The sequence below is a fragment of the Streptomyces telluris genome (genome assembly GCF_024519335.1).
Classification (GTDB): Bacteria; Actinomycetota; Actinomycetes; order Streptomycetales; family Streptomycetaceae; genus Streptomyces; species Streptomyces telluris.
Genome location: NZ_JANIID010000046.1, coordinates 20,157 through 42,938 on the forward strand (window position 1 = coordinate 20,157; position 22,782 = coordinate 42,938).

Sequence of the window (22,782 nt, forward strand, 5' to 3'; positions counted from 1 at the left end):
GTTCATCCTGTTCTCCAGGACCTGCCGGCGGCCGTCCCTGAGAGCGCGTACCCGCCCGGGCCTCGCCTAGACCGCGTACCCGCCGTCGGCGGTGATGGTGGCCCCGGTGATGTACGAGGCTTCGGGCCCGGCGAGATAGGCGACGAGGCCGGCGATCTCCTCCGGCGTGCCGAAGCGGCGCAGGGCGGTGGCCTCGGTCATGACGTCGCGGACGTGGCTGTCGGCGGACGTCAGATCGGTGCTGATGGGGCCGGGCTGGATGTTGTTGACCGTGATGCCGCGGCCGCCGAGGTCACGGGCGAGGGCGCGGGTCAGGCCGGCGACGGCGGCCTTGCTGGTCACGTAGGCGGACAGCGTGCCGAAGGGGGTCCGGTCGGCGAACACGCTGCCGATGTTGATGATGCGGCCGTGATCGGGCATGTGGGGGAGTACGGCCTGGGCGGCGGCGAACGGGCCGCGCACGTTGACGGCCATCGTCCGGTCGAAGTGCTCGATGGGCATCTCCTCGATGGGCCCGCCCATGCCTATGCCTGCGTTGTTGACCAGAATGTCGATCTTCCCGTACTCCCTGCCCGTCGCGTCGGCGGCGGCACGGATCTGGTCGGCGTCGGCGCTGTCCGCATGGAGGGCCAGGGCGTGGCCGCCCGCCTCGGTGATCTCTTCGACGACGCGGTCGGCGGCGGTGCGGGACGCGTTGTAGGTCAGTGCGACGCGTATGCCGTCCGCGGCCAGGCGTGTGGCGATCGCGGCACCGATGCCGCGGGAACCGCCGGTGACCAGGGCGGACCTGTACTCGGGCAGCGCGGGAGGGGTGGGGCTCGCGAGACGCTCGGAATGCGTGGGAAGTGCTGCTGACACGGCGGTGCTTCCTTTCAACCAGGGGTGGTCGGTGAGCGGCGCGTCCGGGCGGCAGCCGTCGATGGCGGCGTCCGGCTCGATGGCTGCCTCGATGGCGCGGGCAGCGGCCACGAACCGTGCGCACTCCTCTGCGCTCAGTCCGGCGGTGGCGCGCTCCTCCAGCTTGGCCCATACCTCTGCGACGTGGGATTCGAGCGCACGGCCTTCCGGGGTCAGCGACACCAGGGTCACCCGGCGGTCGGCGTCACTGCGCTCACGAGTGACCAGCCCGGCGGCGGCGAGCCCGGCGCACGGACTTCGCGACCGTGGAGTGGTCGGGCCCCAGAGTCGTGCCCAGGGCCCGGTGGGTACGGGCGACTCCGAAGACGGCGAAACTGACCGGGAAGCGCTCGCGGGCGCCGGCGAGGGGCGGGGACGACCTCACTCCGGCAGGCCGAGCACCATGAGGACGACCATCACCGGCGGAAGCAGCGCACACCACGCGAGGTACCTGCGCGCCGTGGCGTAGCGCATGCGGCGCGGAAGGAACCAGGACGTCAGAAGCAGCACCGGCGTACCGATGACCGTGGTGAACAGGCCGTACTTGATCAGGGCAAGGGCACCGTCGAGCGCCCGGGAGCAGTTGTCCGGCCCGCAGCTGTCGGTGGCCATGGGGGAGAGCGAGCCGAACACCACGGCCACGGGAATGACCAGCACCGCGAGCACCGTGGCCCAGAGGGGTGCACTCAAGGCGTTGTCGTCACGATCGGCGGGGCCGCCGGTACCGGCTTTCCGCGTCTGCTCGGCGGCGTCCGCGGCATTGGCGTCGGCCCACGCCCGCCGCAGCTCGACGTCCGCTTGCGTTCCCTGGTCGTTCATGGGGCAAGTGAACCCTCCGCGCAGGCCGCTGCACCTCGGGGCAGCTACTCAAAGTACGCAGGCGCACGTACTCATCCGCCGGGTGCGGGGACCAGGGGAAAGGAAGGGAGAGGAAGGAGAGGAAAGAGAAGGAAGGGGGAGGGCAGGGCCGGCGTCAGCGGAGTTCGCCCTCCAGGAGCCCCATGACGATCATGTCGTGCCACTTGCCGTCCCGGCGGAAGCACTCCCGTTGGCGGCCCTCCTCGACGAAGCCGACCTTCTCGTAGACACGGCGAGCCGAGACGTTGTCCGCGACGACCGTCAGGGCGATCCGGTGCAGGCGCATCTCGTCGAAGCCGTACCGGCAGATCACCCGCATGGTGTCGGTCGCGTAGCCGCGGCCCCAGTAGTCCTTGTCACCGATCCGGAGGTCCAGCTCGGCCGCACCGGTCTCGGGGGCGGCATCGCGCAGCCGTACCGACCCGATCAGCCGCGGTGCGTCGAGCGGCTCTATGCCGAGGAACGTGCTGGCGTAGGAGTTCCGCGGCAGCTTCTCGAAACGCTCGGCGATCTGGGCGGCGGACTCCGGATACCCGCCGAACATCCAGCGCCCGACCTCGGGATCGTTGTTCCACCGCCATATGAGCTCGGCATCGGAAGGCTCGAAAGCGCGAAGCCGCACAAGATCTCCAGTCAGCATGACGGCAAGGCTAGCCACCCCCGGAGCTGCGCCATAGCCTTTTCTCTCTCCCCCCCCCGCACCGAGGTGCGTTCGCCGCTGCACCGGCCCGTCATGCTCAGTCGGCCGGGCAGTGCGTACGAGCGGGGGCCCGCGCCGCCGCAGTCGGCCGGAGACGCCGCCTGGACTTGCCATCGCGAGCGCGCTCTCCGCGCCCGGGCAAGCGCTGGAACCGGCCACGCGGAAGAGGATGGAATCGCATCACGGCTACGACTTCAGCCGGGTTCGGGTCCGCACGACCCGCGCGGATGCCTCCGCGCGGGTCGTGTTCGACCCGCAGTTGAAGAGACTGCCGGTGCGCGACCTGTACGACGGTTACGTGAGCAAGGGCGACGCCCAGCCGGGGCGCCGAGTCGCCGGCCCGGCGCCCCGTGAAGCGTGTTCCTGCGGCTCAGGCCTGCGGGAGGTTGCGCAGTGCGGCGAACAGCCCTCGGGTGCGGGTGCCGTCCGGGAGTTGCCAGGAGCCGCCGACGTGGCCTGCCGCCCCTTCGGGGAGGGCGTCGGGGCCGGGCTGCAGGACCCGGTGCAGGCGCAGTGCCGCGCCGTGCGGGGCGGACAGTTCGGTGGCCTCTTCGCCGTCGGTCGTGGCGGTGACGGTGAAGTCCGCCGGGGCGGGCCCGGCACCGGTGAAGGAGCGGGTGACCTCCAGGTCGGGGGTGTCGCTGACGCTCTGGTCCTGGGCCTGCACCCGGCCCTCGACGAGGGCGAGCAACTGGGCGACCAGCACCGGGTCGTGGCAGCCGTCGTAGATCCACCGCCGCCCCAGCACCCCGTGTTCCATGGTGCCGACGAGGGCGTCGTCGCCCGCCCCCTCCAGCGGGGCACCGCGGTAGGTGAGCGGCACCAGGTAGGCGACCGGGGCGGTCCCGGAGGTGTCGGTGACGATGATGAACTCGATCCCGACCTCACCTTGCGGGTCGTCGAGCCGGAAGCCGCCGGACTTGGTCAACTGCGGTTCGCCCGCGCCGCCCCGGTACCAGGTGCGGGAGGGGAGCCAGGCGGTCAGCAGCTCTATCTTGGTCGGCTTGAGGGTGGTCTTGTGGATGACGGCCATGCTGTGCTCTCTCCTCCGTCGGACGGCGTGCCGGCCCTGACACTTTCCCATCCCCGCAGGGTGCGCCCGGTGCCGGGTGCCCCCGGCGAGGACACGTCCGGATCCGCTGATTCCCCCTCAGTGTCGTGCGTCTGTTTGGTTTTGTGGACAGGGCGGGGCCGAAAGCCGAGAATCACCTCCATGACGTCTCCTGAGTTCCGTACGCGCGTGACACGGCCCTCCGAGGCCGACCGGGAGCGGGCCCTGGCGGTCCTGCGCGACGGCACCGGCGACGGCAGGCTGTCCCACGACACGTTCATGCGCCGCATGGACCTCGTCCTGACCGCCCGCACCAGCGCCGAGATCGAGCTGGCCATGGCCGATCTCCCCGCCCGCGGACGGTTCTCGGACTTCATCCTGCGCACGGTCAGCCGTCTGTCGGCCTTCGGGGCCCACGTGCGCGGAGCCTGGCGCGGTGCGCGGCTTCCCGGCCTCCGGCTCCCCGAGCCCGGTACGAAGCCGCTCACCATCGGCCGGGCCCCGGTCTCCGACCTGCGCCTGGAGGACGACACGGTCTCCCGCCGCCACGCGGAGCTGCGCTGGCTCGACCACGGCTGGCGTCTGACGGACCTCGGCTCCCGCAACGGCACCTACGTGAACGGCCTGCGCATCGCCGGGTCCGTCCGGGTCGGCCCCGGCGATCACGTCGCGTTCGGCGACCTCGGCTTCCGGCTGTCGGTCTGACAGCCCGGCCCGGACGCCTGCCGCCGGCCGCGCCGCTACTTCCCGGGCCCGCCCGTGTTCACCACGAAGTCGAAGGTCGCCTGCTTCGCCGGGCCGGCCTGGCGGACGTTCATGAGCAGGGCGGCGTTGAAGAGCGGGTCGGTGTTGTTGCGGGGCTCTCCGGGGAAGTAGAGCTGCGTGGTGAGGAGAGGGCCGCCGGGTGCCTGCACCTTGACGTGGAGGTGGCGCGTACGGCCCGGATAGAGGCCCGCCACGATGGTCGTCAGCTTGAACGCGCCCCGGGCGTCCGTGTACTGGTGCCCCCTCATCCGGAAGCCGCGGTTGTCGTACGCACCCGCGTCGTCCGCCTGCCAGAAGTCCAGCAGGGCGTGCGCGACGGGGCGGCAGGTCAGTCCGAAGACGAAGCCTTCCACTGTGAGGCGCGTGCCCCGCGTCCCGGGCTCCAGCAGCGAAGCGCGCTCGGGGGAGTCGGGCTTGAAATAGGGGCCTTCGATCTGCGGCGGCGTGGGGTCGTCCCCGTCGTCGCAGAAGGGCGTCGGCCGGAGGGGTGCGTCCGAGGGCCGGTGGTCCCGGGCGAGGGCCACGCCGCCGAGCAGCGCGGGCAGGGGCACCGCCACGAGCGCCGCCTTGAGCAGGGTCTTGCGACTGACCGTTCGCCGGCCTATAGCCTCCGTGTCCCCGGTGCCTCCGGTGCCTCCGGTGCCTCCGGTGATGCCGGTGATGCCGGTGCCGCTGGTGTCGCCGGCGCGGGCGTGATCGTCCGTCATGGTCCGCCTCCTGGGGTGAGTGGCTCACCGACGAACCTAGGGAGGCGGGCCCTGCGGATCGATGGACTCCGCTGGGCAAACATGGTGATTCCCTAGGCTTACGCGGGGCCCTGCCTCCCCCGCCGTCTCCAGCCTTTCCGGCTCCCCTGTCCCAAGGTCCTCCGGCTCCTCCGTCACCGCCCTGCGGCGGAAGTCCCCGGGGCTGAGGCCGGTCTCGCGCCGGAAGAAGCGGCAGAAGTACGCGGGGTCGCTGAAACCCACGCGCCGGGCGACCTGGCCGACGCCCAGGGAGGAACCGGCCAGCAGCCGCTTCGCCTCCAGGGTCCGCGCCGCGCGGATCAGCTCGCCGGGCGTACGGCCGGTGGCTTGTTTGACGGCTTCGTTCAGATAGCCGACGGAGACGCCGATGCGCGCCGCGTACGCCCCGACCGACCGCTCGGCACCCGCGGTCCCGGTGAGCAGCAGTCCGAATTCCCGCGCGACCTCCGCGGCCCGGCCGGCCGCGGCGTCGGGTCTTCGCGCGCCGGGCAGGCGCAGGGCGCGTACGAGCAGGATGTGCAGGTACGCCTCCAGCACGGAGGCGTAGCCGTCGGCCTTCGCGGCGAACTCGGCCGCCATGGCCCGGATGAGCGAGCCGATGCCCGCGGCGTCGCCGTCCCCTTCCGAGGGCGCGGCGGGGAGCCGGAGCCAGTGCTGCTCCGCGAGCGTGCGCAGCAGCTGCCGGTCGCCGGGGCGCGCCAGCAGGAAGTCCTCGGTGAACAGCGTCAGGACGCCGCGCAGGCCCGACACCTGCTCCCAGTAGTGCACCTGCCCGGGCAGGATGACGCACAGGTGGGGAGGGCTGAGGGGTCTGCGGACGAGGTCGATGACGTGGGCGCCCGAGCCGCCGGTCACGTAGACGATCTCGTAGAAGGTGTGCCGGTGCGGATAGCCCGCCCGGGAGTCGGGGCCGAGGGCGTCGAAGGAGCCCATGGCGAACGGCGGTACCTGCGGCGGTGCGACCTGCAGCCGGTGCAGGGGAAGGGGGTCGGCGTGCTGCACCCGGTCGCGTGCCTGTGCGGTCATGTCGCTCCGCCTCCGTCCTGTACGGCCCGCCGGTGTTGCGGCCGGCCTGCTCGCTCCGGTCGTCGTCCGGTCCCGGCCCCGGTCACGCGTGCCGGCGGACCGGGTCCACGGTCAGCTGACCCCGTGGCGTGCGGCCCGGTCAAGGGGCCGGGGAGGAGGCCGTACCGGGGTGTCCCTCGCGGTGGCGGGCGCTCGTCCCGGGCCCCGGCGGGGGGCTCCCGCTTCCGGGTGAACGGACCGGAACACCGGTGTCGCCGTCCGGTGCCCGAGGAAGGCGTCGTGGGAACAGACCAGGGGCGCCGTGCCTGACGTCATGCCGAGGAGAACGCCGTGGAGATGCCGCAGGTGAGCCTGTGTCAGGTGGATGAGTGCGCGTACAACCAGGACAGCGCCTGCCATGCTCTGGCCATCACGGTGGGCGACGCGAAGCACGCCCACTGCGATACGTACTTCGTCTTCCCGTACAAGGGCGGCGACGCCTCCGCCGTCGGCCGGGTCGGCGCCTGCAAGATGTCCGGGTGCCTGCACAACGTCGACCTCGAATGCCAGGCGCCCGGCATCACCGTGGCGTCCCTGGGGTCCTCGGTGGACTGTCTGACGTACACGGCGAGATAGCCCTCCCGGGCGGTGTCCGGTTCCGCCCTTGGAGGTTCTGTGAAGAGCGTGGAGAATCCCCACCGTTACGCCATCGCATCTCATGTCACATCAGTGAGGAGAAGCCATGCGCTCGGTGAAGACTGCCCTCGCTCTCGGTGTTGCGGCCCTGGCCGCGGCAGGGAGCGTCGTGACCCCCGCTGCCGCCGCGACGCCCTCCGGGGACGCCAACGGCAAGGCCATGACCTGGACCCTGCTCGCGGACGGCCCCGGCGGAACCGTGCAGGTGGGCGGCGGCCCCCTGAGCAATCCGTACCAAGGTGACACCGCCACGACCACGGCCCTGCCCCTCCTCTGCCTGAGAGTCGACGGCTCGCCGGCCCCCGCCGGCATCACGCCCGGTTTCTACGCGGGCTGGGCGCGCGGCGCGGTCGCGGCCACCAACCCGATCCGCGGCACCCGCCTGACCAGCCGCGCGGTCGCCGACGGAGTCTGCGCCAACAACTTCGGAACGGGCTGGCGCATGGCCGAGTTCCACGACGGCAGATACGGGCCCAACCTGGAGAGCTCGGGCGGCTGGAGCTACTGGGCCTACGGGGACGTCCCGGCCGGGACCCGCTTCTGGACGGCCATCAACGACCAGCCCGCCAACCCCTGGAACTGACGCACCACGCACCACGTACCTGCTCCGTCCGCGCCGGGCGAATCCGCGGCAGCTGCTCCCTGGCCCCTGCTCAGCGCCCGGCGCGGAGCGGGGTGCTTGGATGGAGCCACCGACAGCACCTCGATCCACCTGAGAGCTCCGTGTCCGCAGACATCCTGTACGGCCTCGCCGGCAACCCCGCCGCCCCGCCCGACGTACTCCTGCGCCTTCTGCACTCGGCAAGCCCCGAGGTGGGGGAGAGGGTGGCGCGGCGCGCGAGCCTTCCCGGCGAGGTGATCGACGCGATCGTGGGCCACCCCGACGTGAAGGTCCGGTCAGCATTCGCCGAAAGCCCGCTCGCCCCGGGCGCACAGCGGGCACGCCTGGTCGACGACACGCCCCGAGTGCGGCTGGCCCTGGCCACCGGCCCGCTGGTCTTCCGGAGCCGGCCCGAGCCCCTGCCCGACGAGACCTACGCGCGCCTGTTCAACGACCCGCGCTCGTACATCCGCCACGAGGCGCTGATATCGCCGTCCCTCCCCGCCCGCGTCCTGGCCGGCCTCGCCGGCAGCCCCGACCCGGACCTGCGCCACGCCGCCTGCCGCGCATGGGACGAACTGACACCCGAGGCCCGGGAGGCGCTGCTCGCCGACGAGGAGCCTTACGTACGGCGAGCCGCCGCCCTCCGCGCGGCCTCCGGCGACGCGCGCCACACCGCGGAACTCGCCGGGGAACTCGACCGCTGGGACCTCACCCTCCTGCTGACCCACGGACGGCTCGACCGTGTCCTGGCCGAACGCTACGCGCACAGCGACGAGCCGTCCGAGCGGATGGCGGTCGCCGAGAACCCCTCCCTCCCCGCCGACCTGGTCGCCCACCTCGCCCGCGACCCCCACCACCCCGTACGCCGCGCCGTCTCCGCCCGCCCGGAGCTCACGGAGACCCAACGCGCCGCCATCGACTACGAGATCGGCCCCGACGAACGGCTGCGCCCCCTGCTCTGGGTCCGGGAAGCCCGCGAGGACGCCGGCGTCCTGCGCCGCTGCGTCCACTCCTCCCACGTATGGCTGCGCCGCAGCGCCGCCGTCAGCCCGTACCTCCCGCCCGACCTCGTCGCCCGCCTCGCCCGCGACGACGACTTCGCCGTCCGGCTCCTGCTGTGCGAGCACCATCCGGCACCGCCGCCCGAGCTCATGTGGCGGATCCTCATCGAGTGGGACGGCTGCACGCGATGGCTGCTGCTGGACAAGCCCGGCTTCCCCCTGCACCGCCTGGCCGCGCTCGCGGACCACGAGGACCCCGGGCTGCGCCGCTTCGCCGTCCACGCTCCTGACGCCTCACCCGGACTGCTCGACCGGCTCAGCAGGGACGAGGCCGACTACGTACGCCACCAGGCCGCCGGAGACCCGCGGCTGCCCCTGCCCCGGCTGCACGAAATGCTCGCCGACCCCGCGGACGCCCGGTACGCGGCACAGAACCCGGGCCTGTCGCCGGCCGGCATGCGCCGGCTCCTCGACGAGGCCGTCGTCGTCTAGCGGTCCCGGCCCGCCGGGTGCGCCCGGCCGTCGACGAGATAGGCGGTGTGCGCGCCGCGTTCGGCCTCCAGCGCGGCCGCGACACGACGCCGCAGAGGGTCCGGGAACCGCTCCAGCGCCGTCTCGTCCGGAACGAACTCGGCCGCCCGGATCTCCTCCTGCTGCAGGATCAGATCGACGGACCGCACCTCCGGCTCGGCGGGGCGTGCCGCGAAGATGAACACGATCACCGGGCGGCCCGGTCCTGCCGCCGGCACGTTGTCCACCGCCAGCAGCCGGCCGATGCGCAGCCCGCGCAGGCCGACCTCTTCCTCCGCTTCCCTGGCGAGCGCGGACAGCAGTTCCTCGTGCTCCACGAGGCCGCCGACGATGTCCCACCCCGGCTTGTACGTGGGCTCGACGACCAGCAGCCGGCCGCCGTCGTCCCGCACGAGCGCGTCGACCGCCACCAGCGGCGCGGGATGCTCACGCAGCCACCGGAACCGATCCGTATCCCGCTCCGCCGTATCCCGCTCCGCCGTGTCCATGCGCCCATCCTGCCCGCGGAGCGGGCCCCGTGACGGCTGTTCGGCGCAGATCGCCGCGGGGCCGGCGGTCCGGTCACAGGTGGTCGAAGCGCTTCATCCGGTCCAGGATCTGGTCTGCGTCCGGGCGGTGGAGCTCGTCGGTGATGCGGCCGTCGGCCAGGAAGACGACGCGGTCGGTGTAGGCGGCGGCCGCGGGGTCGTGGGTGACCATGATGATGGTCTGCCCCATGCGGTGGGTCAGGTGGGCGAGGAGGGAGAGGACTTCGGCGCTGGTGGGGGTGTCGAGGTTGCCGGTGGGCTCGTCGGCGAAGACGATGTCCGGCCGGCCTGCGAGGGCCCGGGCACAGGCGACGCGTTGCTGCTGGCCGCCGGACAGCTCTCCGGGGCGGTGCCTGAGCCGGTCCGTGAGGCCGAGCGTGGTGACGACCTGATCGAGCCACTGCCGGTCCGGGCGCCGGCCGGTGATGGCCAGGGGAAGGGTGATGTTCTCCGCCACGGTCAGGGCGGGCAGGAGGTGGAACGCCTGGAAGATGAACCCGATCCGTTCCCGGCGCAGGCGCGTCAGCTGGCGCTCGGAGAGACCGGCCAGATCGGTGTCGCCGATGAGGGCCCTTCCGGAGGTGGGCGTGTCCAGTCCCGCGAGGCACTGCATGAGCGTGGACTTGCCCGACCCGGAAGGGCCCATGATGGCGGTGAAGTGCCCCTGCTGGAACGCCACGCTCACGCCGTCGAGGGCTGCGACGCGGCGTGCCCCGCTGCCGTACACCTTGGCGAGGTCCACCGCGGAAGCGGCCGGCGGGGCTGCCGGCGGTTGGTGTGCGTAGGGCTGGTGTGCCGGGCCGTGGCGCAGGTGTGCCCAGGTCATGCGGTGCTCCTCAGGACGGTGCGGGTGCGGTCGGCTGCCGGAGCGCCCGGAGCGGGGAGGGCGCGTTCACGTCGGTGACTGGCGAGGGCGGCTTCGGTCTCGTGGGGGCGGCGAGGCCGGTGCGGGTGGCGAGGAGGGCCAGCACGCGGGCGCTGAGGGCCGTGGCGGCGGCGCCGGTGCGCCCGTGGTGGCCGGTGCCGGGCCGGTGGTCCAGGAGGACCGGCTGCCGGCCGGAGTTCGCCTCCTGGAGCGCGGCGCAGAGTTTCCAGGCGTGCCAGGGAGGGACCCGTGCGTCGTTGCCCCCGGTGATCAGGAGCGTGGCCGGGTACGACTCACCCTGCCGTACGTGGTGGCAGGGCGAGTACGCCAGGAGCGCCGCGAGCGCGGCCGGGTCGGCGGGATCCCCGTACTCGTCGTGCCACAGGCGGCCCAGGCCACCGCCGGAGGTGTAGCGGGCCATGTCGGTGAGGGGCGCGGCGCACGCGACGGCGGAGAAGAGGCGAGGGGCGCGGAGCGCGGCCGCGGCCAGCACCAGGCCGCCGTTGCTCGCGGCCAGGCCGGCGAGCTGCCCCGGGGCGGCCTCGCCCTGGTCGACGAGGGCGCGCGCGGCCGCGCACAGGTCGTCGACGGTGCGCGACTTGCCCGCGCCCCGCCCCGCCGCCGCCCACTCCGGGCCGAATTCGCCGCCGCCCCGGGCGTGCACCCAGGCCACGCGCCCGCCGGCGGTGAGCCAGGCGGCGAGGACGGGGTCCCAGGAGGGTTCGAGGGGGACGCCGAAGCCGCCGTAGACGGTGACCAGGACCGGGGCCGGGCCGGTCCCGGCGGTGGAGGGCGGGTCGCAGACGGTGACGGGCAGGGAGGTGCCGTCGCTGCTGACGGCGGTCGAGGTACGGAGAGGTGAGTGGCCTGCCGGCGGGGTGACGGGTGGTGCGCCGGGGGTGAGGCGGTGGCTCCAGCAGCCGTCCCGCGGGTCGTCGGCCAGGATCCACAGTGCGTCGCCGGGGCGGCCGTCACCCCCGTACGAGGAGGGTCCGATGCGCAGCCGGGCGTGCCAGGTCAGGACCGTGGTGCCCCGGCCGCCCGCCTCGGTCCTCGGCTCAGTGGGCCGTCCGTCCTCGGCGCGCATGACGTCCGTGCGGTGCGGGCCGGTCAGGCTGAGGCGCCGGGTGGTGCCGTGCTGCCTCAGGACGGCCAGGCAGGGGGTGGGCCCCGGCCTCAGGACGCGCAAAGCCTTGATCTCTCCCGGCGCCGGCCCGGCATCGGCGATGCGGGGGAGCGGGGCGGGCGCTGTGATGGGCCCGCGGGCCACGTCCGGCAGGGCAAGTGCCGAAACCTCCGGGCCTGTGGCGAGGTAGAGACGGTCCGTGCCGAGCGCGAACGCGGTGATACGGAGGTCGTCGAGGGGAAGGGGCTGCCAGTCGGGAGTGCCGTGGCCGTCCCAGAGGGTGCACCACCACTGTGCCGAGGGCGCCTTCGGCGTCCGGGTGCGCAGCAGCAGATGTCCGCCCGGCCCGCAGCGCAGAGTGATCCTCACCGGTCCGGGGACGGGAAGCTCCACGGTCCGGTCCGGATGCCGGGCCGCGCTCCGGGCCGGGTCATCGCGTAGGGGACGGGCGCGCAGGGTGTGTTCGGTCCGGGTGCCGGCGCTGTAGAGCAGGAGGTCGCCGGCGTAGGCCACGGCGGGGTGGGGCGAGGCGTCGGGCAGGTACGCCGCGGGTGCGCCGCCGTCGGTGGGGATCAGGTGCAGGCCGCCGTTCTCGTGCCCGTCGTGGTGGAGCTGGACGAGCAGGGCGCGACCGTGGGGGTCGGGGTGCCAGCCCGCCGTCCTGGTGGGGGAGGGGTGGTCACCGGTGTCCAGGAGGGTGCGGTCGCGGCCGTGCGGGTCGGTCGCGGTGAGGAGCTCGCTGCCGGAGGCGCTCAGCCGCTGCCGGAACAGCATCCCTCCGGCTTCCACCGGTGGGCTCAGGAGACGGCCCGCGGCGGCGGTCTCGATCCTGCGCAGGAGCGCTTGCCAGCCGCGGTCATCGGTGCGTTCCCGGTGGGCTTCGAGCAGACCCTGCTGTGCCGTCAGCCACGCGCGCGTGCGTGACGACTCCTCCTCCAGCCAGCGGTAGGGATCCGCCGGTTCGCCGGTCCGCTCGTCCGGCCGGGTACCGTCACCGGCCGCCGGTACGCCGTCAGCCACGGCCTGCCTCCACCGTTGGAGCTTCCGCCGCCGGAACCTCCCCGGCGCGGGCTTTCTGCTCATCCGTTGACACCTTCGCATCTGTGGAGACCTGCGCATTCGTGGACACCTGCGAGGGCGCCGCGGACACCTGCGCGTCCAGGGACTGCCGCGCCTCCGCCGTCACCGTGCGGCGGGCGGTGGTGAACCAGCCCACCACGGCCAGCAGGACGACCAGGGCGGCCGCTGCCGTGACCGTCGGCCCCAGGCCGAAGGCGTGCGCGCTCGCACCGGCGAGCGTGGGCCCGAGAGGGGCGACGGCCTGGGAGAGGAAGCCGCTGGCACTGTGGACGCGTCCCTGCAGCCGGGGTGGTGTGATGCGCATCTGCATCGAGGAGAGCACCACCGTGATCACGGGGCCGCCGGCGGTGGCGAGCGCCAGCATGAGGGCCGCGCCCCACGTGCTGCGGACCGTGGCGAAGCCGAGCAGCGCGAGGGCGATGACGGCGGTGGCCAGGGCGATGCCCCGGCCCGCGGGGAGTCTGCGCGCCACCGGGGCGGCGATCAGGGAACCGGCCACCGCGCCCGCCCCGAAGCAGGCGGTCTGCACGCCCACGGCCACCGAGCCCGCGCCGGTCCTGTCGCAGGAGGCGATGACGACGATCAGCAGGCCGTTGAAGACGAGGTTGAGGACGGTGGCGTTGAGCGCGCCGTAGCGCAGGAAGGGGGACCGCCACAGGAAGCGCAGGCCCTCTGTGACGGCCCGGAGCGCCGGCTGCTGCTTGCCGGTGGGGCCCGCTTTGGCGGGGAGGAGGAAGGCACAGCAGGCCGCGGTGAGATAGGTCAGGGCGTCGGCGGCGAAGACCCAGGCGGCGTTGGCCTTGAGCAGCACGCCCGCCACGAGGGGGCCGACGATCAGTGCGAGTGCGGCACGGCTCTGGATCAGGGCCAGGGCGCGGGGCAGGAGGTCGGCCTGGACGAAGGTGCGTACGGCCACGTTCTCCACGGGGGCCAGGGTGCTGCCCACGGCGCCGAGGAGGAAGGCGGCGGTCAGGAGCGCGCCCGGGTGGACGGAGCCCGTCGCGCGGAGCACGGCCAGGGTGCCCAGCACCAGGGCGCCGACGGCGTTGCCCAGGAGGAGGAGCGTGCGGCGTTCGTAGCGGTCGGCGAGCACCCCGGCGGGCAGCCGGGCCGCCACGATCCCCAGGGACAGCGCGGTACTGGTGAATCCGGCGTGCCGGACGTCGCCGCTCACCTGGTAGGCGACCATGGGCAGGGCGATGACCGAGGCTGCCGTGCCCACGGCGGAGGCGGCCTCCCCGCTGAACAGCAGCCAGAACCGCCTGCCCAGCTTCTGCTTCGGCTGCTTCACGCCGTTCTCCTTGCGAACTGTTGCCGGACGGTGGACATGGGGTGGGCGGTCATCACCGAGGGCAGGGCGACCGCCAGGACGGCGGCGGCCAGGACCGCTGCGGTCCACGGCACGTCCAGGGCGGGCAGCGCCCCGGTGCCCAGGGCGGCGGCGAAGGGGACCAGGCAGGCGAGTGCCGTGGCGGCCGCCAGCGCCGCCCCGACGGCGGCCGCGCCGAGCGCTTCGTAGAGCACGCAGCGCAGGAGCTGGCCTCTGCCCAGCCCGAGGGCGCGCAGGTGGGCGCGCTGGGCGCGGCGGTCGCGCTGGGCCAGGGAGGCGGTGTTGGCCGCCGCCAGCAGGGCGTAGCCGCTGACGACGGAGACGATCAGGCGCGAGGCGAGGTCGTCGGCGGGGTTGCGGGGCTTGAGGTCGTCGAGGTACTGCGCGCGGGAGGCCACGGTCCGGCCGGATTCCTTCGGCCAGGAGCGGTACGCGCCGCTGAGCAGGATGCGGTCGGCGTACGGTTCCCGGGTGTGCTGCAGGGCCGTGGTACGGGCGATGACGAACGCCGGGAAGGCGAGGTCGCGTTCGTAGACGGCGACGAGGGTCAGCTCGGGGCGGGACCCGTCCGCCAGGGCGAGCCGGACCTTCTGGCCGAGCCGCCAGTGATGGGCCTCGGCCTGGCTGACGCCGGCGGCGAAGGTTCCCTCCCGCAGTGCCGACAGCCGGCCTTCGCGTTCCTTGAGGTCCAGGGACTTCACGAGCGCGGAACCGTCGGCCCCCCAGGCGTCCACGGGAGAGGGCTGGTCGTCGAGAGACGTGGCGGGAGCGGTGATCCGCGTGGCCACGAGCACCGTGGCGGTGACGCCGGAGGGCGCGGCGGGCTGTGCGGGAAGACGGTGGCCGGGGCGGGCGGTGACCACGCCGTCGGCGCGCAGCCCGTCGCCCGTCTGCCGCGCGACGGCCTCTCCCATGGTGGCGCCGGTGCCCAGCAGGCAGACGGCGATTCCCACCGCGAGCAGGACGGGTACCGCCATGGCGGTCGTCCGCGCGGGAGCCGCCCGCAGCCCTGCGGCGGCGATGCGTCCCACCCGCCGGTCCGCGATCCGCAGGACGGCGCACACCGGCCGGGTCAGCAGGGGCACGATCCAGGGCGCGAGGACGGCGAGCGTGGGGATGAGCACCAGGGCGAGACCGGGGGCGACGGCAGCCCGCACCGTTGAGGGGAGTTGCGTGAAGGCCATGACGTACAGCAGCGGAACGCACAGCATCACGGCCATCGTCAGGCCGGTCAGCAGCCGTGCCCGGCTGCGGCGGGATGCCAGGGAACCTTCCGTGTCCTTCATGAGCGCTCCGGGGCTGACGCGCCCGGCGGCGAAGACACTGGCCATGGCGGCCAGGACGGCCACGGCTCCGGTGGCGGCGCACACGCCTACGGCCGTGCCCCAGACCTGGCCCGAGGAGGGCAGGGAGGCCGCTTCGGGGAAGAGCTCGCGGTTCACCAGAAGACGTCGCCCCGCGTGCGCCAGGGGCAGCATGCCCAGGGTTCCCACGGCGGCCGCGGCGACCGCGAGCCGGGCTACGTCACCGGCGACCAGGCGCCGCAGCCGACCGGCCGTGACGCCGAGCGCGCGCAGGACGGCGAACTGCCCGAGCCGCTGCCCTGTCCACAGCGACACGGTCGAGCCGATCACCAGCACGGCGCACATCAGCAGCATGGACAGCAGCAGGGAGAGCAGATCGCGGGCGTCCTGGGCCTGTGCCGCCGCCACGGAGCGGGCGGGGAAGTCCGCACGGCCCGCACCGATCAGGAGCAGCGTGCAGGCGCCCACTCCCGCCGCCGTCATGGCACAGGCCACGGCGGCTCCGGCCAGACGGCCGGGGTAGGCGCGCGCTTCGGCGAGGAAGAGGCGACGCATGCGCATCGGTCCGGCGAGGGGGCGAGAGGGACGGGACGCCTCGGACACTGTCTTCTGCCCTCCACAGTGCGTAAGCTGGAAGCAGCGCAGGGGAGGCCACCCACATTGTGGCCTCCCCGCGCTCATTTACGGCCGGTGCGACCGTCTATGACCAAGCGTCAGTGGCACACGACGACGCTGACGGAGCTCAGAGGAGCGTCGAGGACAGTCTCCTCGTCGAGCTCCTGCAGGGCGAGAATGTTCAGCATTCCTTGTCACCTCCTTCAGGGGCGCGGTGGGGAAGGGTCGGTCCCGGTCGCGCCGGGGCGGTCTTTCAGTGGCAGCCGCCGAGGCTGATGGTGCTGATGGGGGCGTCGACGATCGTCTCCTCGTCGAGCTCCTGCAGGGCCAGAATGTTCTGCATGTCCGTACACCTCCTTCAGGGGTGCGGTGGTGCGGTGGGAGAGGTCCGGTCCCGGTCTGCGCCGGCCGCGGTGTCAGTGGCACACCACGACGCTGACGGAGCTCAGCGGAGCGTCCAGGACGGTCTCCTCGTCGAGTTCCTGCAGGGCGAGAATGTTCTGCATGTCTTCTCACCTCCTCTCGCAGGCTTGTGGGGCCGGGTGGTCCGGAGCGCCGCTCCCGGGGGCCGGCCACCCGCAGGTGGGGTGAGCGCCGGGGAGCAGACGGCTGCCGGGGTTCTGGGCGGCGACGAGCGCGATCACCGCGCCGGCGGAGCCGGTCGCCAGGTCCGCCGAGAGACGGACCAGCTGGTCGCCGTGCAGGACGTGACCGTCCTCGTACGGCGCCAAGTGCAGGGAGAGGGCGCGCAGATGACTGTCCAGCTCCGCTTGCCACCGTCCCGTGCGGGCCGGGGCGTGGGAGAGCAGGTACGCCAGTCCGGAGCGGCCGTTGAACAGCCCGCCCTGCAGGACGACTTCCACCGCGCCGGCCCGTGCGGCGCCGGCCACGATGCCGTCGGCACCGACTGCGGCCGCCTGGGGCGGGGGAAGCGCGAGGGCGGCCATCGCGACGCCGGCGGAGCCTTCCGCCAGGTAGGGCAGCAGCCGGCTCGAACTGTGCATCTGCAGCATGCCGTCCACGTCGCGGGCGTGCACCAGGTCGCAGCGTACGGCGCGTTCGGCCGCCGCCGCCCATTGCAGGTCTCCGGTCACTTCCGCGCAGCGGGCGAACAGCACCGCCGGCCCCGACCAGCCGTACATCAGCCCCGGCCGGTCCAGCGGCCCCTTGACCCCCACCTGTGCACGTACCCGCAGGGCGAGGGCGAGCGCTTCGTCCTTGAGCCCGGCGTCCAGGAAGAGGTGGGCGATTCCGGTCAGTCCGCTGAACAGGCCCGGCGAGGCGGGCAGGGGGCCGGCCAGGAGGCGGTCGATCAGGTTCGCGCCCTGCGGGTGCCCCAAGCGGTGCAGGAGCCATGCGGCACCTGCCAGCCCGTCGTAGAGGCCGGGCGGCGCGTCCCGGGGAGCCCGGCGCGCGGCATCGACCAGCCACTCCACGTCCTCTCCGGAAACTGTGCTTCCGGCGGCGTGTTGTGCCCACAGCACGCCCGGAGTGCCGTACGCGAGCCCCAGTGAGGCGCCCGGACGGTACCCGGTCACATCGCAGGGGTGGCGCCGGTCCTTACGGGCTGGGTCGGCGGAGCGGGAGATGCCTTGCAGCAACGTTTCCGCGGTTGGAGCGGTCAGGGGTGGCGGGGCGGCGAGCATGCCGCTGGGTGTTCCTGCGGGCGTTCCGGAAGGCGGCAAGTGGGGGCGCAGCGTGGGCGACAGCGCCAGGCGTTCGGTCATCTGCCGGATGAACTCCGCCGGCAGGGAGGGGAAGGAAGCGCGGGCCAGCTCGATCAGTGAGCCTACGGCGCGGGGGTTGCGCAAGGTCAGCACGGTGAGGGGGACGAGGGCGGCGAGCTGGCAGCAGCCCAGGGCGAACAGGTCCGCCTCGCGCGGATCGGTGAGGGCGGGGTCGGCGAAGCCGGGCGCCCCCAGCGCGGCACTGCGGACAGAGTCGACCGAGGTGGCGAGCTCGAAGTCCACGAGCGCCACGGTGCCGTCGGGCCGGATGAGGATGTTGCGGTGGTGGAGGTCACCGAAGGCCACTCCGGCCTCGTGCAGCGCCCGTACGCATTCCGCGACCTGTTCCATCCGCTCGACGACGGAGGCGGCGAAGCGGCTACGGGCCGCCGCGGTGGGCCGGTGGCGGGTGAGCGGGTGCTCGCGCCCCAGCCAGGCGCTGACGGTCTCCCCTTCGACGTACTCCATGGCGAGGTAGTGGTGTTCCCAGGCGGTGAAGGAGCCGTACCGGCACGGCACGAACGGCAGGTGCCCGAGTCTGCCGAGGACCTCGTCCTCGGTGCGCAGTCTGGCGACCGCGTCCAGGCCGTTGGCGTCGAGGCCGGCATGCGGCCGTGCTTCCTTGAGGACGACCTGTCCGCCGTCGCTGTCGGCCGCGAGGTACACGCCCCCGCCGTTGGAGAAGTGGAGCGCCTTGCGGACCTCGTAGCCGCCGAGTGAGGCCGAGGCCCCATCGGCCGCCGGCTGCTCCGCGAGGAAGCCAGGGACGTCCGCCCACGGAGGGACGGTGAAGACCGGGCGGCGGGGGTCGGGCACGAGCTGCCCCTGAGGGGTGCGCATCGCGGGGACGCGGGTGCCGTCGGCGAGTTCGCACCACATCAGCGTGAAGGCTCCGTAGCGGACCGACACCGGGCCGTCGTTCCAGCGCCGGTCGGACAGTACGTACGGCCCGGGCCGCCCGTGCACCGCCGTTTCGAGCTCCTCCAGAGCCGTGCGCAGCTCGTCGGTGGTCCGGGGGTAGACGGTCACCGCCTTGCCGCTTGCGGCCCGGTGGGCGTACTTGGTGTTCATCGCGGCGACGATCTGCCGGCTGCGCAGGAACTTCCACGGCAGCCCCAGCCGCCGGCAGACGTCCCAGGCCGCCTCTATCGTCTCCTCGGCGGCGCCGGGCGTCGCACTCACGTGGATCTTCCAGCCCTGCTCCGGCAGCTGTGCGGCGTCACCGGGCGTCAGGAATTCCCATACGCCCTGGTGTTCCCGCCGCCACCCGGAGGGGAGTTCCCGCACCGAGAGGGAGAACAGCGAATCCGAATCCTGGCAGCGGTCCAGCGGCTCGTACCACGTGGAATCTGCGATGGTGTACGCCTCGTACCTCGGATCCATGGTGCCCTCCCGCCGTGCTGCAGGCGGCATCTTCTTATGCCGTCGTCAAAGTATGAAAAGGGTTGCGGTGGAACGCTTTTCCGTTCCGCTACGAGAATCCTCCACCCGCTCGCCCTCGCCCGGCAATCGGCGTAAGTTCACGCTTAACCGGAGATGTACCATCCGGTAATGCGAGGGGCGGGCAGCCCGGATCCGTATCGTCAAGCGATTTCCGCTGAATACCGGAGAGTTGTTGCGAGTGGCCGGGAGACCGGGTGCCGCTCCGCCGCCTCGCCTCGTAACAAGAGGTGGCCGAGACGGGTGACGGTGTGGATCGCATGGCTGCGGTTGCGGCGCGTCGAGACCAGGCCGGCGGCTCTCAGGACGGCCATGTGCTGACTCACCGCGGCCGCGGAAACGCCGAGCCGTTCTGCCAGCTCGGCGTTGGTACAGCCCTCGCGCAGCGCGCGCAGTGCGGCCGCTCTGGTCCGCCCGACCAGGGCCGCGAGGCTGTCCGGCCCGCACTGCGGACCGGCTGCCCGTCCGCCGCCCAGCAACCGCGTCAGCTCCTCCGGTCCCGGACGGTCGGGAAACACCAGGACGGGGGCGCGGTGCGCGCCCTGCCGAGCCGGCGGGAGCACATGCCCTGCGCGCTGCAGGAACAAGGACGGAGCCAGCACCAGCCCGCTGCCGTCCAGTTCCCGCTCCCCGGAACGTACGCCCGAGATCTCCAAGACCGGTGCGTTCCAGCGGATTCCCGGCCCCAGCGAGTCCAGCAGCACTTCCACGCCGTCACGGCACATGATGTCCCGCAGAGTGTCCCGGACCTCGCCCAGATAGGCGCGGATCCGATCCCAGTGCGGTGCGACGGCCACCTGCTGGAAGTCCTGGACCGCGGAACGCACGGACACGGCGGGAACCCCGGCACCGTTCGGGGGGACCATCGTGTGGCGCCCCCCGCCGGTACACAATTCCAGTAACTTTCCCGGGCCGCCCGGAATCCTGATCAGCGTCGCGACCCGCTCCATTCTCGGATCGGCACGGCGGCCGCCTCCGCTTCCGCACACTCCTTGCCGCCAAGCGCGAAAGCCCTCTCCACGGCCTTCCCGGAGCGCCTCCAAGGCGAACAGTGCCTCCATTGAGAGGAGATCCGATTCACTGATCCTCACGCGTGCCAGGTCGTCGACCGACAAAATGATGCGATACATGAAGAGCGGCCCCCGCAGCGATCGGCTCCGCCTGGATGCGCGGCGACGTCCCGGTGCCGGCGGACGGAGCGTTGGCCAATGCTGATGTGCATGGTTCCCGGCTCCCGGGGCGCGCGGGGGATGGATAATCGAGTCCGTCACCTCAGCAGCGGCGCGGCTACCCTCCTGTTCATGGAGGCACTGGTCGTACGGCTGTCGCAGCTGGATGCGGAAGCAGGGGATGCCATCCGCGTCGTCATGTTCTACGACACGCTGATGCGCCGCCGGGTGGACCTTCCGGCGCTCGCCCGGGCCTCGGCGGGCCTCGCCGAGTGCGTGGCGGGGATCCGGCTCTTCGGCACGGGGCGCGTGATCCGCATCGGACCCGACGGGCGGGAGGCTCCTGTCCCGGACCCGCACGCGCCCGCAGGGCAAACGCCCTCCGGGCGTGGGTTCACTGAGCACGGGCCCGCAGGGCGAACGCCCTCCGGGCATAAGTTCACTGAGCACGGGCCCGCCGGGCACAGGCCCAGCGGGCACGGGCCCACGACGGTGCCGGTCAGGCTGGACGAGGAAGAGATCGGTGCCGTGTGGCTGGAGCGTCCCGGCCCGCCCGGCCCGTTCGACGACCTGCTGCTGGACCGGCTCGCCATCGCCGTCGCCGCGGTCGTCGAGCGACACGGCCCGGCCTCCACCACGATGGCCGATCCCGCCCTGGTGGAACTCGTGATCAGCCCCGGCAGCGACGAGGCCGCCAGGGCCCGGGCGATGCGGCTCATGGGGTTCTCCGCGGGGCTGCCGGTCCGTGTCGCCGCCGTGCGGTCGGAGATCCCACTGGACCAGGTGGGCGGATCCGTCTGCGCGTCCCGTCCGGTGAAGGCGGCGGAGGTCGCCGGAGTGGGCGTCATCCTGGCCGCGGCGATCGCCGCGGACCGGCTTCCGGCGGGCGTGCGCGCGGGCATCGGCACCGCAGGCTGCCCGGCCCGGTCGTGGCGGCAGGCCCGTACCGCCCTCCGCTTCACCAGCCCGCGCGAACCCGTCGTGCACTACGACGGACTCGGCGCCCTCGCCCTGCTCGCCGAGATACCGCGGGACCTCTCCCGGGACAACGCCGACGTGGCCGCGATCGCCCGCATGGCAGGCAGCCCGGACGACCTGGAGACACTCGACGCCTACTGCACCACCGGATCCCTGCGCCGGGCGGCCGAACTCCTGCACCTGCACCACAGCAGCGTCGCCCGCCGCCTCGACCACATCGGAACCACCCTGGGCATCGGACTCACCGAACCCGCCGGCCTCGTCCGCGCCCGGCTCGCCCTCACCGCATGGCGCCTGCTCGACGACTGACGCCTTGTCACCCGCCCCCGGCGCGCGCCGGTGAGCTGCGCCTTCCTCGTCAGGACGGGGTCGCTGACGGAGCGTCGGAACTGCCACCCGGGCGTACAGACGTGAAACGGGTGTGGTGCAGGATGACTTCTCGCGCCGGGTCGAGCGGGACCGCCGTGGCCCGGCGCGAGCACGATCCGTCGGGACAGACAGGTACAAGGTGACGAATCATTACTCCGGGCTTCCGGTGACGGCGCACGACGCCGCCGCCGCTCCCTCATCCGCTCCCTCCTCCGCAGGGCGGGGAGGACACCGGTGAACCGGGATCTGACACTGCATGACATCATCGTCGCCGGCATCGCCATCGCCGCGGGCCTGGCCCTCGCCCTCGTGCTGCGCGTGGTCCTGCGCTGGCTCGGCGTGCGCGCCCTCAGAACCCGCTGGCAGGGCGACGACATCATCGTCGACGTACTGCGCACGCTCGCACCCGGCTGCGCGGTCGCGGCCGGCGTGGCGGCTGCCGCCGGAGCCCTGCCGCTGACCCGCCAGGTCGGCCATATCGTCGACGAGGTGCTGATGGGCACCATCGTCCTCATCGCGACGTTCACCGCGGCCCGGGTCATCAGCGGACTGGTGCGCTCCATGGCGCAGTCCAGATCGGGCGTGGCCGGATCGGCCACGATATTCGTGAACATCACGCGCATCGCGGTCCTGGCGATGGGCTTCCTCGTCATGCTGGAAACCCTCGGCATATCCATCGCCCCGCTCCTCACCGCCCTCGGTGTCGGCGGCCTGGCGATCGCCCTGGCCCTGAAGGACACCCTGGCCAACCTCTTCGCGGGCGTGCACATCCTCGTCTCGAAGACGGTCCAGCCGGGCGACTACATACGGCTCAGCAGCGGCGAAGAGGGCTACGTCCGCGACATCAACTGGCGCATCACGGTGGTCGAGCAGCTCAACAACAACCTGGTCATCATCCCGAACGCCAAGCTCGCCGGCACGAACATGACCAACTTCAGCCGGCCCGAGCAGAAGCTGTCCGTCACGGTGCAGGTGGGCGTCGGCTACGAAAGCGACCTGGAACGCGTCGAGCGGATCACCGTCGAGGTCGCCGAGAGCGTCATGAAGGACGTCGAAGGCGCCGTCCCCGATCATGAGCCTGCCGTGCGGTTCCACACCTTCGGGGACTCCCGGATCGGCTTCACGGTGATCCTTGGAGTCGGCGAGTTCAGCGACAAGTACCGGATCAAGCACGAATTCATCAAGCGTCTGCACCAGCGCTACCGCACCGAGGGCATCCGCATCCCCGCTCCCGCCCGGACCGTCTCCCTGCAGCAGGCCACGGAGACGACAACGGAAACCGCGATCCCGCACCCCCGTGCGTCCCTCGACCAGTAGACGTGCGGGCCCGCGCGGGCCTGGAATCCGTTGACGCTGTGCGTATTCGTGCTCGCTTTGTGTTGTTTCGGGGGTGGTGGC

At 72.7% G+C, this 22,782-nt stretch carries 22 protein-coding genes; 6 read left to right on the top strand and 16 right to left on the bottom strand.

Annotated features, from left to right (window positions below; all coding sequences use genetic code 11):
• Positions 1-66: 66 nt before the first annotated feature.
• From NQU55_RS32890 to NQU55_RS32905, 4 genes are all read right to left on the bottom strand, one after another.
• Positions 67-1,080: a 3-oxoacyl-ACP reductase family protein gene (locus tag NQU55_RS32890; RefSeq protein WP_308402300.1), complete on the bottom strand. Its 1,014-nt coding sequence runs from the start codon at positions 1,078-1,080 to the stop codon at positions 67-69.
• A gap of 198 nt (positions 1,081-1,278) precedes the next feature.
• The gene (locus tag NQU55_RS32895; RefSeq protein WP_240976887.1) at positions 1,279-1,716 is read right to left on the bottom strand and encodes a hypothetical protein; all 438 of its coding nucleotides are present in this window, start codon (positions 1,714-1,716) and stop codon (positions 1,279-1,281) included.
• Positions 1,717-1,870: 154 nt separating this feature from the next.
• Positions 1,871-2,377 carry a GNAT family N-acetyltransferase gene (locus NQU55_RS32900; RefSeq protein ID WP_256791679.1) on the bottom strand — a complete coding sequence of 169 codons (507 nt, stop codon included), beginning with the start codon at positions 2,375-2,377 and terminating at the stop codon, positions 1,871-1,873.
• Between the two features lie 448 nt (positions 2,378-2,825).
• Positions 2,826-3,488 carry a maltokinase N-terminal cap-like domain-containing protein gene (locus NQU55_RS32905; protein WP_168095855.1) on the bottom strand — a complete coding sequence of 221 codons (663 nt, stop codon included), beginning with the start codon at positions 3,486-3,488 and terminating at the stop codon, positions 2,826-2,828.
• Between the two features lie 180 nt (positions 3,489-3,668).
• Here NQU55_RS32905 and NQU55_RS32910 point away from each other — a divergent pair, with 180 nt between their 5' ends.
• A complete protein-coding gene (locus NQU55_RS32910; RefSeq protein ID WP_168095854.1) occupies positions 3,669-4,211 on the top strand; it encodes an FHA domain-containing protein in 543 nt (180 codons plus the stop codon).
• A 35-nt stretch (positions 4,212-4,246) separates the two neighbouring features.
• Here NQU55_RS32910 and NQU55_RS32915 read toward each other — a convergent pair whose 3' ends face one another.
• The gene (locus tag NQU55_RS32915; protein WP_168095853.1) at positions 4,247-4,978 is read right to left on the bottom strand and encodes a dioxygenase family protein; all 732 of its coding nucleotides are present in this window, start codon (positions 4,976-4,978) and stop codon (positions 4,247-4,249) included.
• A 36-nt stretch (positions 4,979-5,014) separates the two neighbouring features.
• On the bottom strand, positions 5,015-6,043 hold the full coding sequence (locus NQU55_RS32920) for an AraC family transcriptional regulator (protein ID WP_206330007.1): 1,029 nt from the start codon (positions 6,041-6,043) through the stop codon (positions 5,015-5,017).
• A 336-nt stretch (positions 6,044-6,379) separates the two neighbouring features.
• On the opposite strand from NQU55_RS32920, the gene NQU55_RS32925 reads away from it, so the two are divergent.
• The 3 genes from NQU55_RS32925 (at position 6,380) to NQU55_RS32935 (ending at position 8,815) form a co-directional block, all read left to right on the top strand.
• Positions 6,380-6,658 (top strand): DUF1540 domain-containing protein, encoded by a 279-nt coding sequence (locus NQU55_RS32925; protein ID WP_206330008.1) that lies wholly within the window; start codon positions 6,380-6,382, stop codon positions 6,656-6,658.
• A 106-nt stretch (positions 6,659-6,764) separates the two neighbouring features.
• A complete protein-coding gene (locus tag NQU55_RS32930) occupies positions 6,765-7,301 on the top strand; it encodes a flagellar hook-length control protein (protein ID WP_168095851.1) in 537 nt (178 codons plus the stop codon).
• A gap of 140 nt (positions 7,302-7,441) precedes the next feature.
• Positions 7,442-8,815, top strand: a complete 1,374-nt coding sequence (locus NQU55_RS32935; RefSeq protein WP_256791680.1) for a hypothetical protein — start codon at positions 7,442-7,444, stop codon at positions 8,813-8,815.
• Here the strand turns inward: NQU55_RS32935 and NQU55_RS32940 are convergent.
• The 10 genes from NQU55_RS32940 to NQU55_RS32985 all read right to left on the bottom strand — a co-directional run bounded on the left by NQU55_RS32940 (position 8,812) and on the right by NQU55_RS32985 (position 19,998).
• Positions 8,812-9,342, bottom strand: coding sequence for an NUDIX domain-containing protein (locus NQU55_RS32940; protein WP_168096798.1), 531 nt, complete (start codon positions 9,340-9,342; stop codon positions 8,812-8,814). The genes NQU55_RS32935 and NQU55_RS32940 overlap by 4 nt on opposite strands.
• A 73-nt stretch (positions 9,343-9,415) precedes the next feature.
• Positions 9,416-10,207, bottom strand: a complete 792-nt coding sequence (locus tag NQU55_RS32945; protein ID WP_256791681.1) for an ABC transporter ATP-binding protein — start codon at positions 10,205-10,207, stop codon at positions 9,416-9,418.
• Between the two features lie 10 nt (positions 10,208-10,217).
• Positions 10,218-12,392, bottom strand: coding sequence for a prolyl oligopeptidase family serine peptidase (locus tag NQU55_RS36990; protein ID WP_168095521.1), 2,175 nt, complete (start codon positions 12,390-12,392; stop codon positions 10,218-10,220).
• Positions 12,385-13,743 carry an MFS transporter gene (locus NQU55_RS32955; RefSeq protein WP_168095522.1) on the bottom strand — a complete coding sequence of 453 codons (1,359 nt, stop codon included), beginning with the start codon at positions 13,741-13,743 and terminating at the stop codon, positions 12,385-12,387. Before NQU55_RS32955 ends, NQU55_RS36990 begins: the two co-directional genes overlap by 8 nt.
• On the bottom strand, positions 13,740-15,641 hold the full coding sequence (locus tag NQU55_RS32960) for an FtsX-like permease family protein (RefSeq protein ID WP_256791682.1): 1,902 nt from the start codon (positions 15,639-15,641) through the stop codon (positions 13,740-13,742). Before NQU55_RS32960 ends, NQU55_RS32955 begins: the two co-directional genes overlap by 4 nt.
• 158 nt (positions 15,642-15,799) lie before the next feature.
• Positions 15,800-15,889 (bottom strand): class III lanthipeptide, encoded by a 90-nt coding sequence (locus tag NQU55_RS32965; RefSeq protein WP_206329932.1) that lies wholly within the window; start codon positions 15,887-15,889, stop codon positions 15,800-15,802.
• Between the two features lie 65 nt (positions 15,890-15,954).
• Positions 15,955-16,044 carry a class III lanthipeptide gene (locus NQU55_RS32970; RefSeq protein WP_216823969.1) on the bottom strand — a complete coding sequence of 30 codons (90 nt, stop codon included), beginning with the start codon at positions 16,042-16,044 and terminating at the stop codon, positions 15,955-15,957.
• A 73-nt stretch (positions 16,045-16,117) separates the two neighbouring features.
• Positions 16,118-16,207 carry a class III lanthipeptide gene (locus tag NQU55_RS32975; RefSeq protein ID WP_256791683.1) on the bottom strand — a complete coding sequence of 30 codons (90 nt, stop codon included), beginning with the start codon at positions 16,205-16,207 and terminating at the stop codon, positions 16,118-16,120.
• Between the two features lie 6 nt (positions 16,208-16,213).
• A complete protein-coding gene (lanKC, locus tag NQU55_RS32980; protein WP_168095259.1) occupies positions 16,214-18,811 on the bottom strand; it encodes a class III lanthionine synthetase LanKC in 2,598 nt (865 codons plus the stop codon).
• Between the two features lie 200 nt (positions 18,812-19,011).
• Complete coding sequence (locus NQU55_RS32985) at positions 19,012-19,998, bottom strand: ArsR/SmtB family transcription factor (RefSeq protein ID WP_256791685.1); 987 nt, start codon at positions 19,996-19,998, stop codon at positions 19,012-19,014.
• Positions 19,999-20,169: 171 nt separating this feature from the next.
• On the opposite strand from NQU55_RS32985, the gene NQU55_RS32990 reads away from it, so the two are divergent.
• Positions 20,170-21,324, top strand: a complete 1,155-nt coding sequence (locus tag NQU55_RS32990) for a PucR family transcriptional regulator (RefSeq protein ID WP_168095261.1) — start codon at positions 20,170-20,172, stop codon at positions 21,322-21,324.
• A gap of 294 nt (positions 21,325-21,618) precedes the next feature.
• Entirely contained in the window at positions 21,619-22,701 is a 1,083-nt protein-coding gene (locus NQU55_RS32995; RefSeq protein WP_168095262.1) for a mechanosensitive ion channel family protein, read from the top strand.
• The last annotated feature ends 81 nt before the right edge of the window (positions 22,702-22,782 follow it).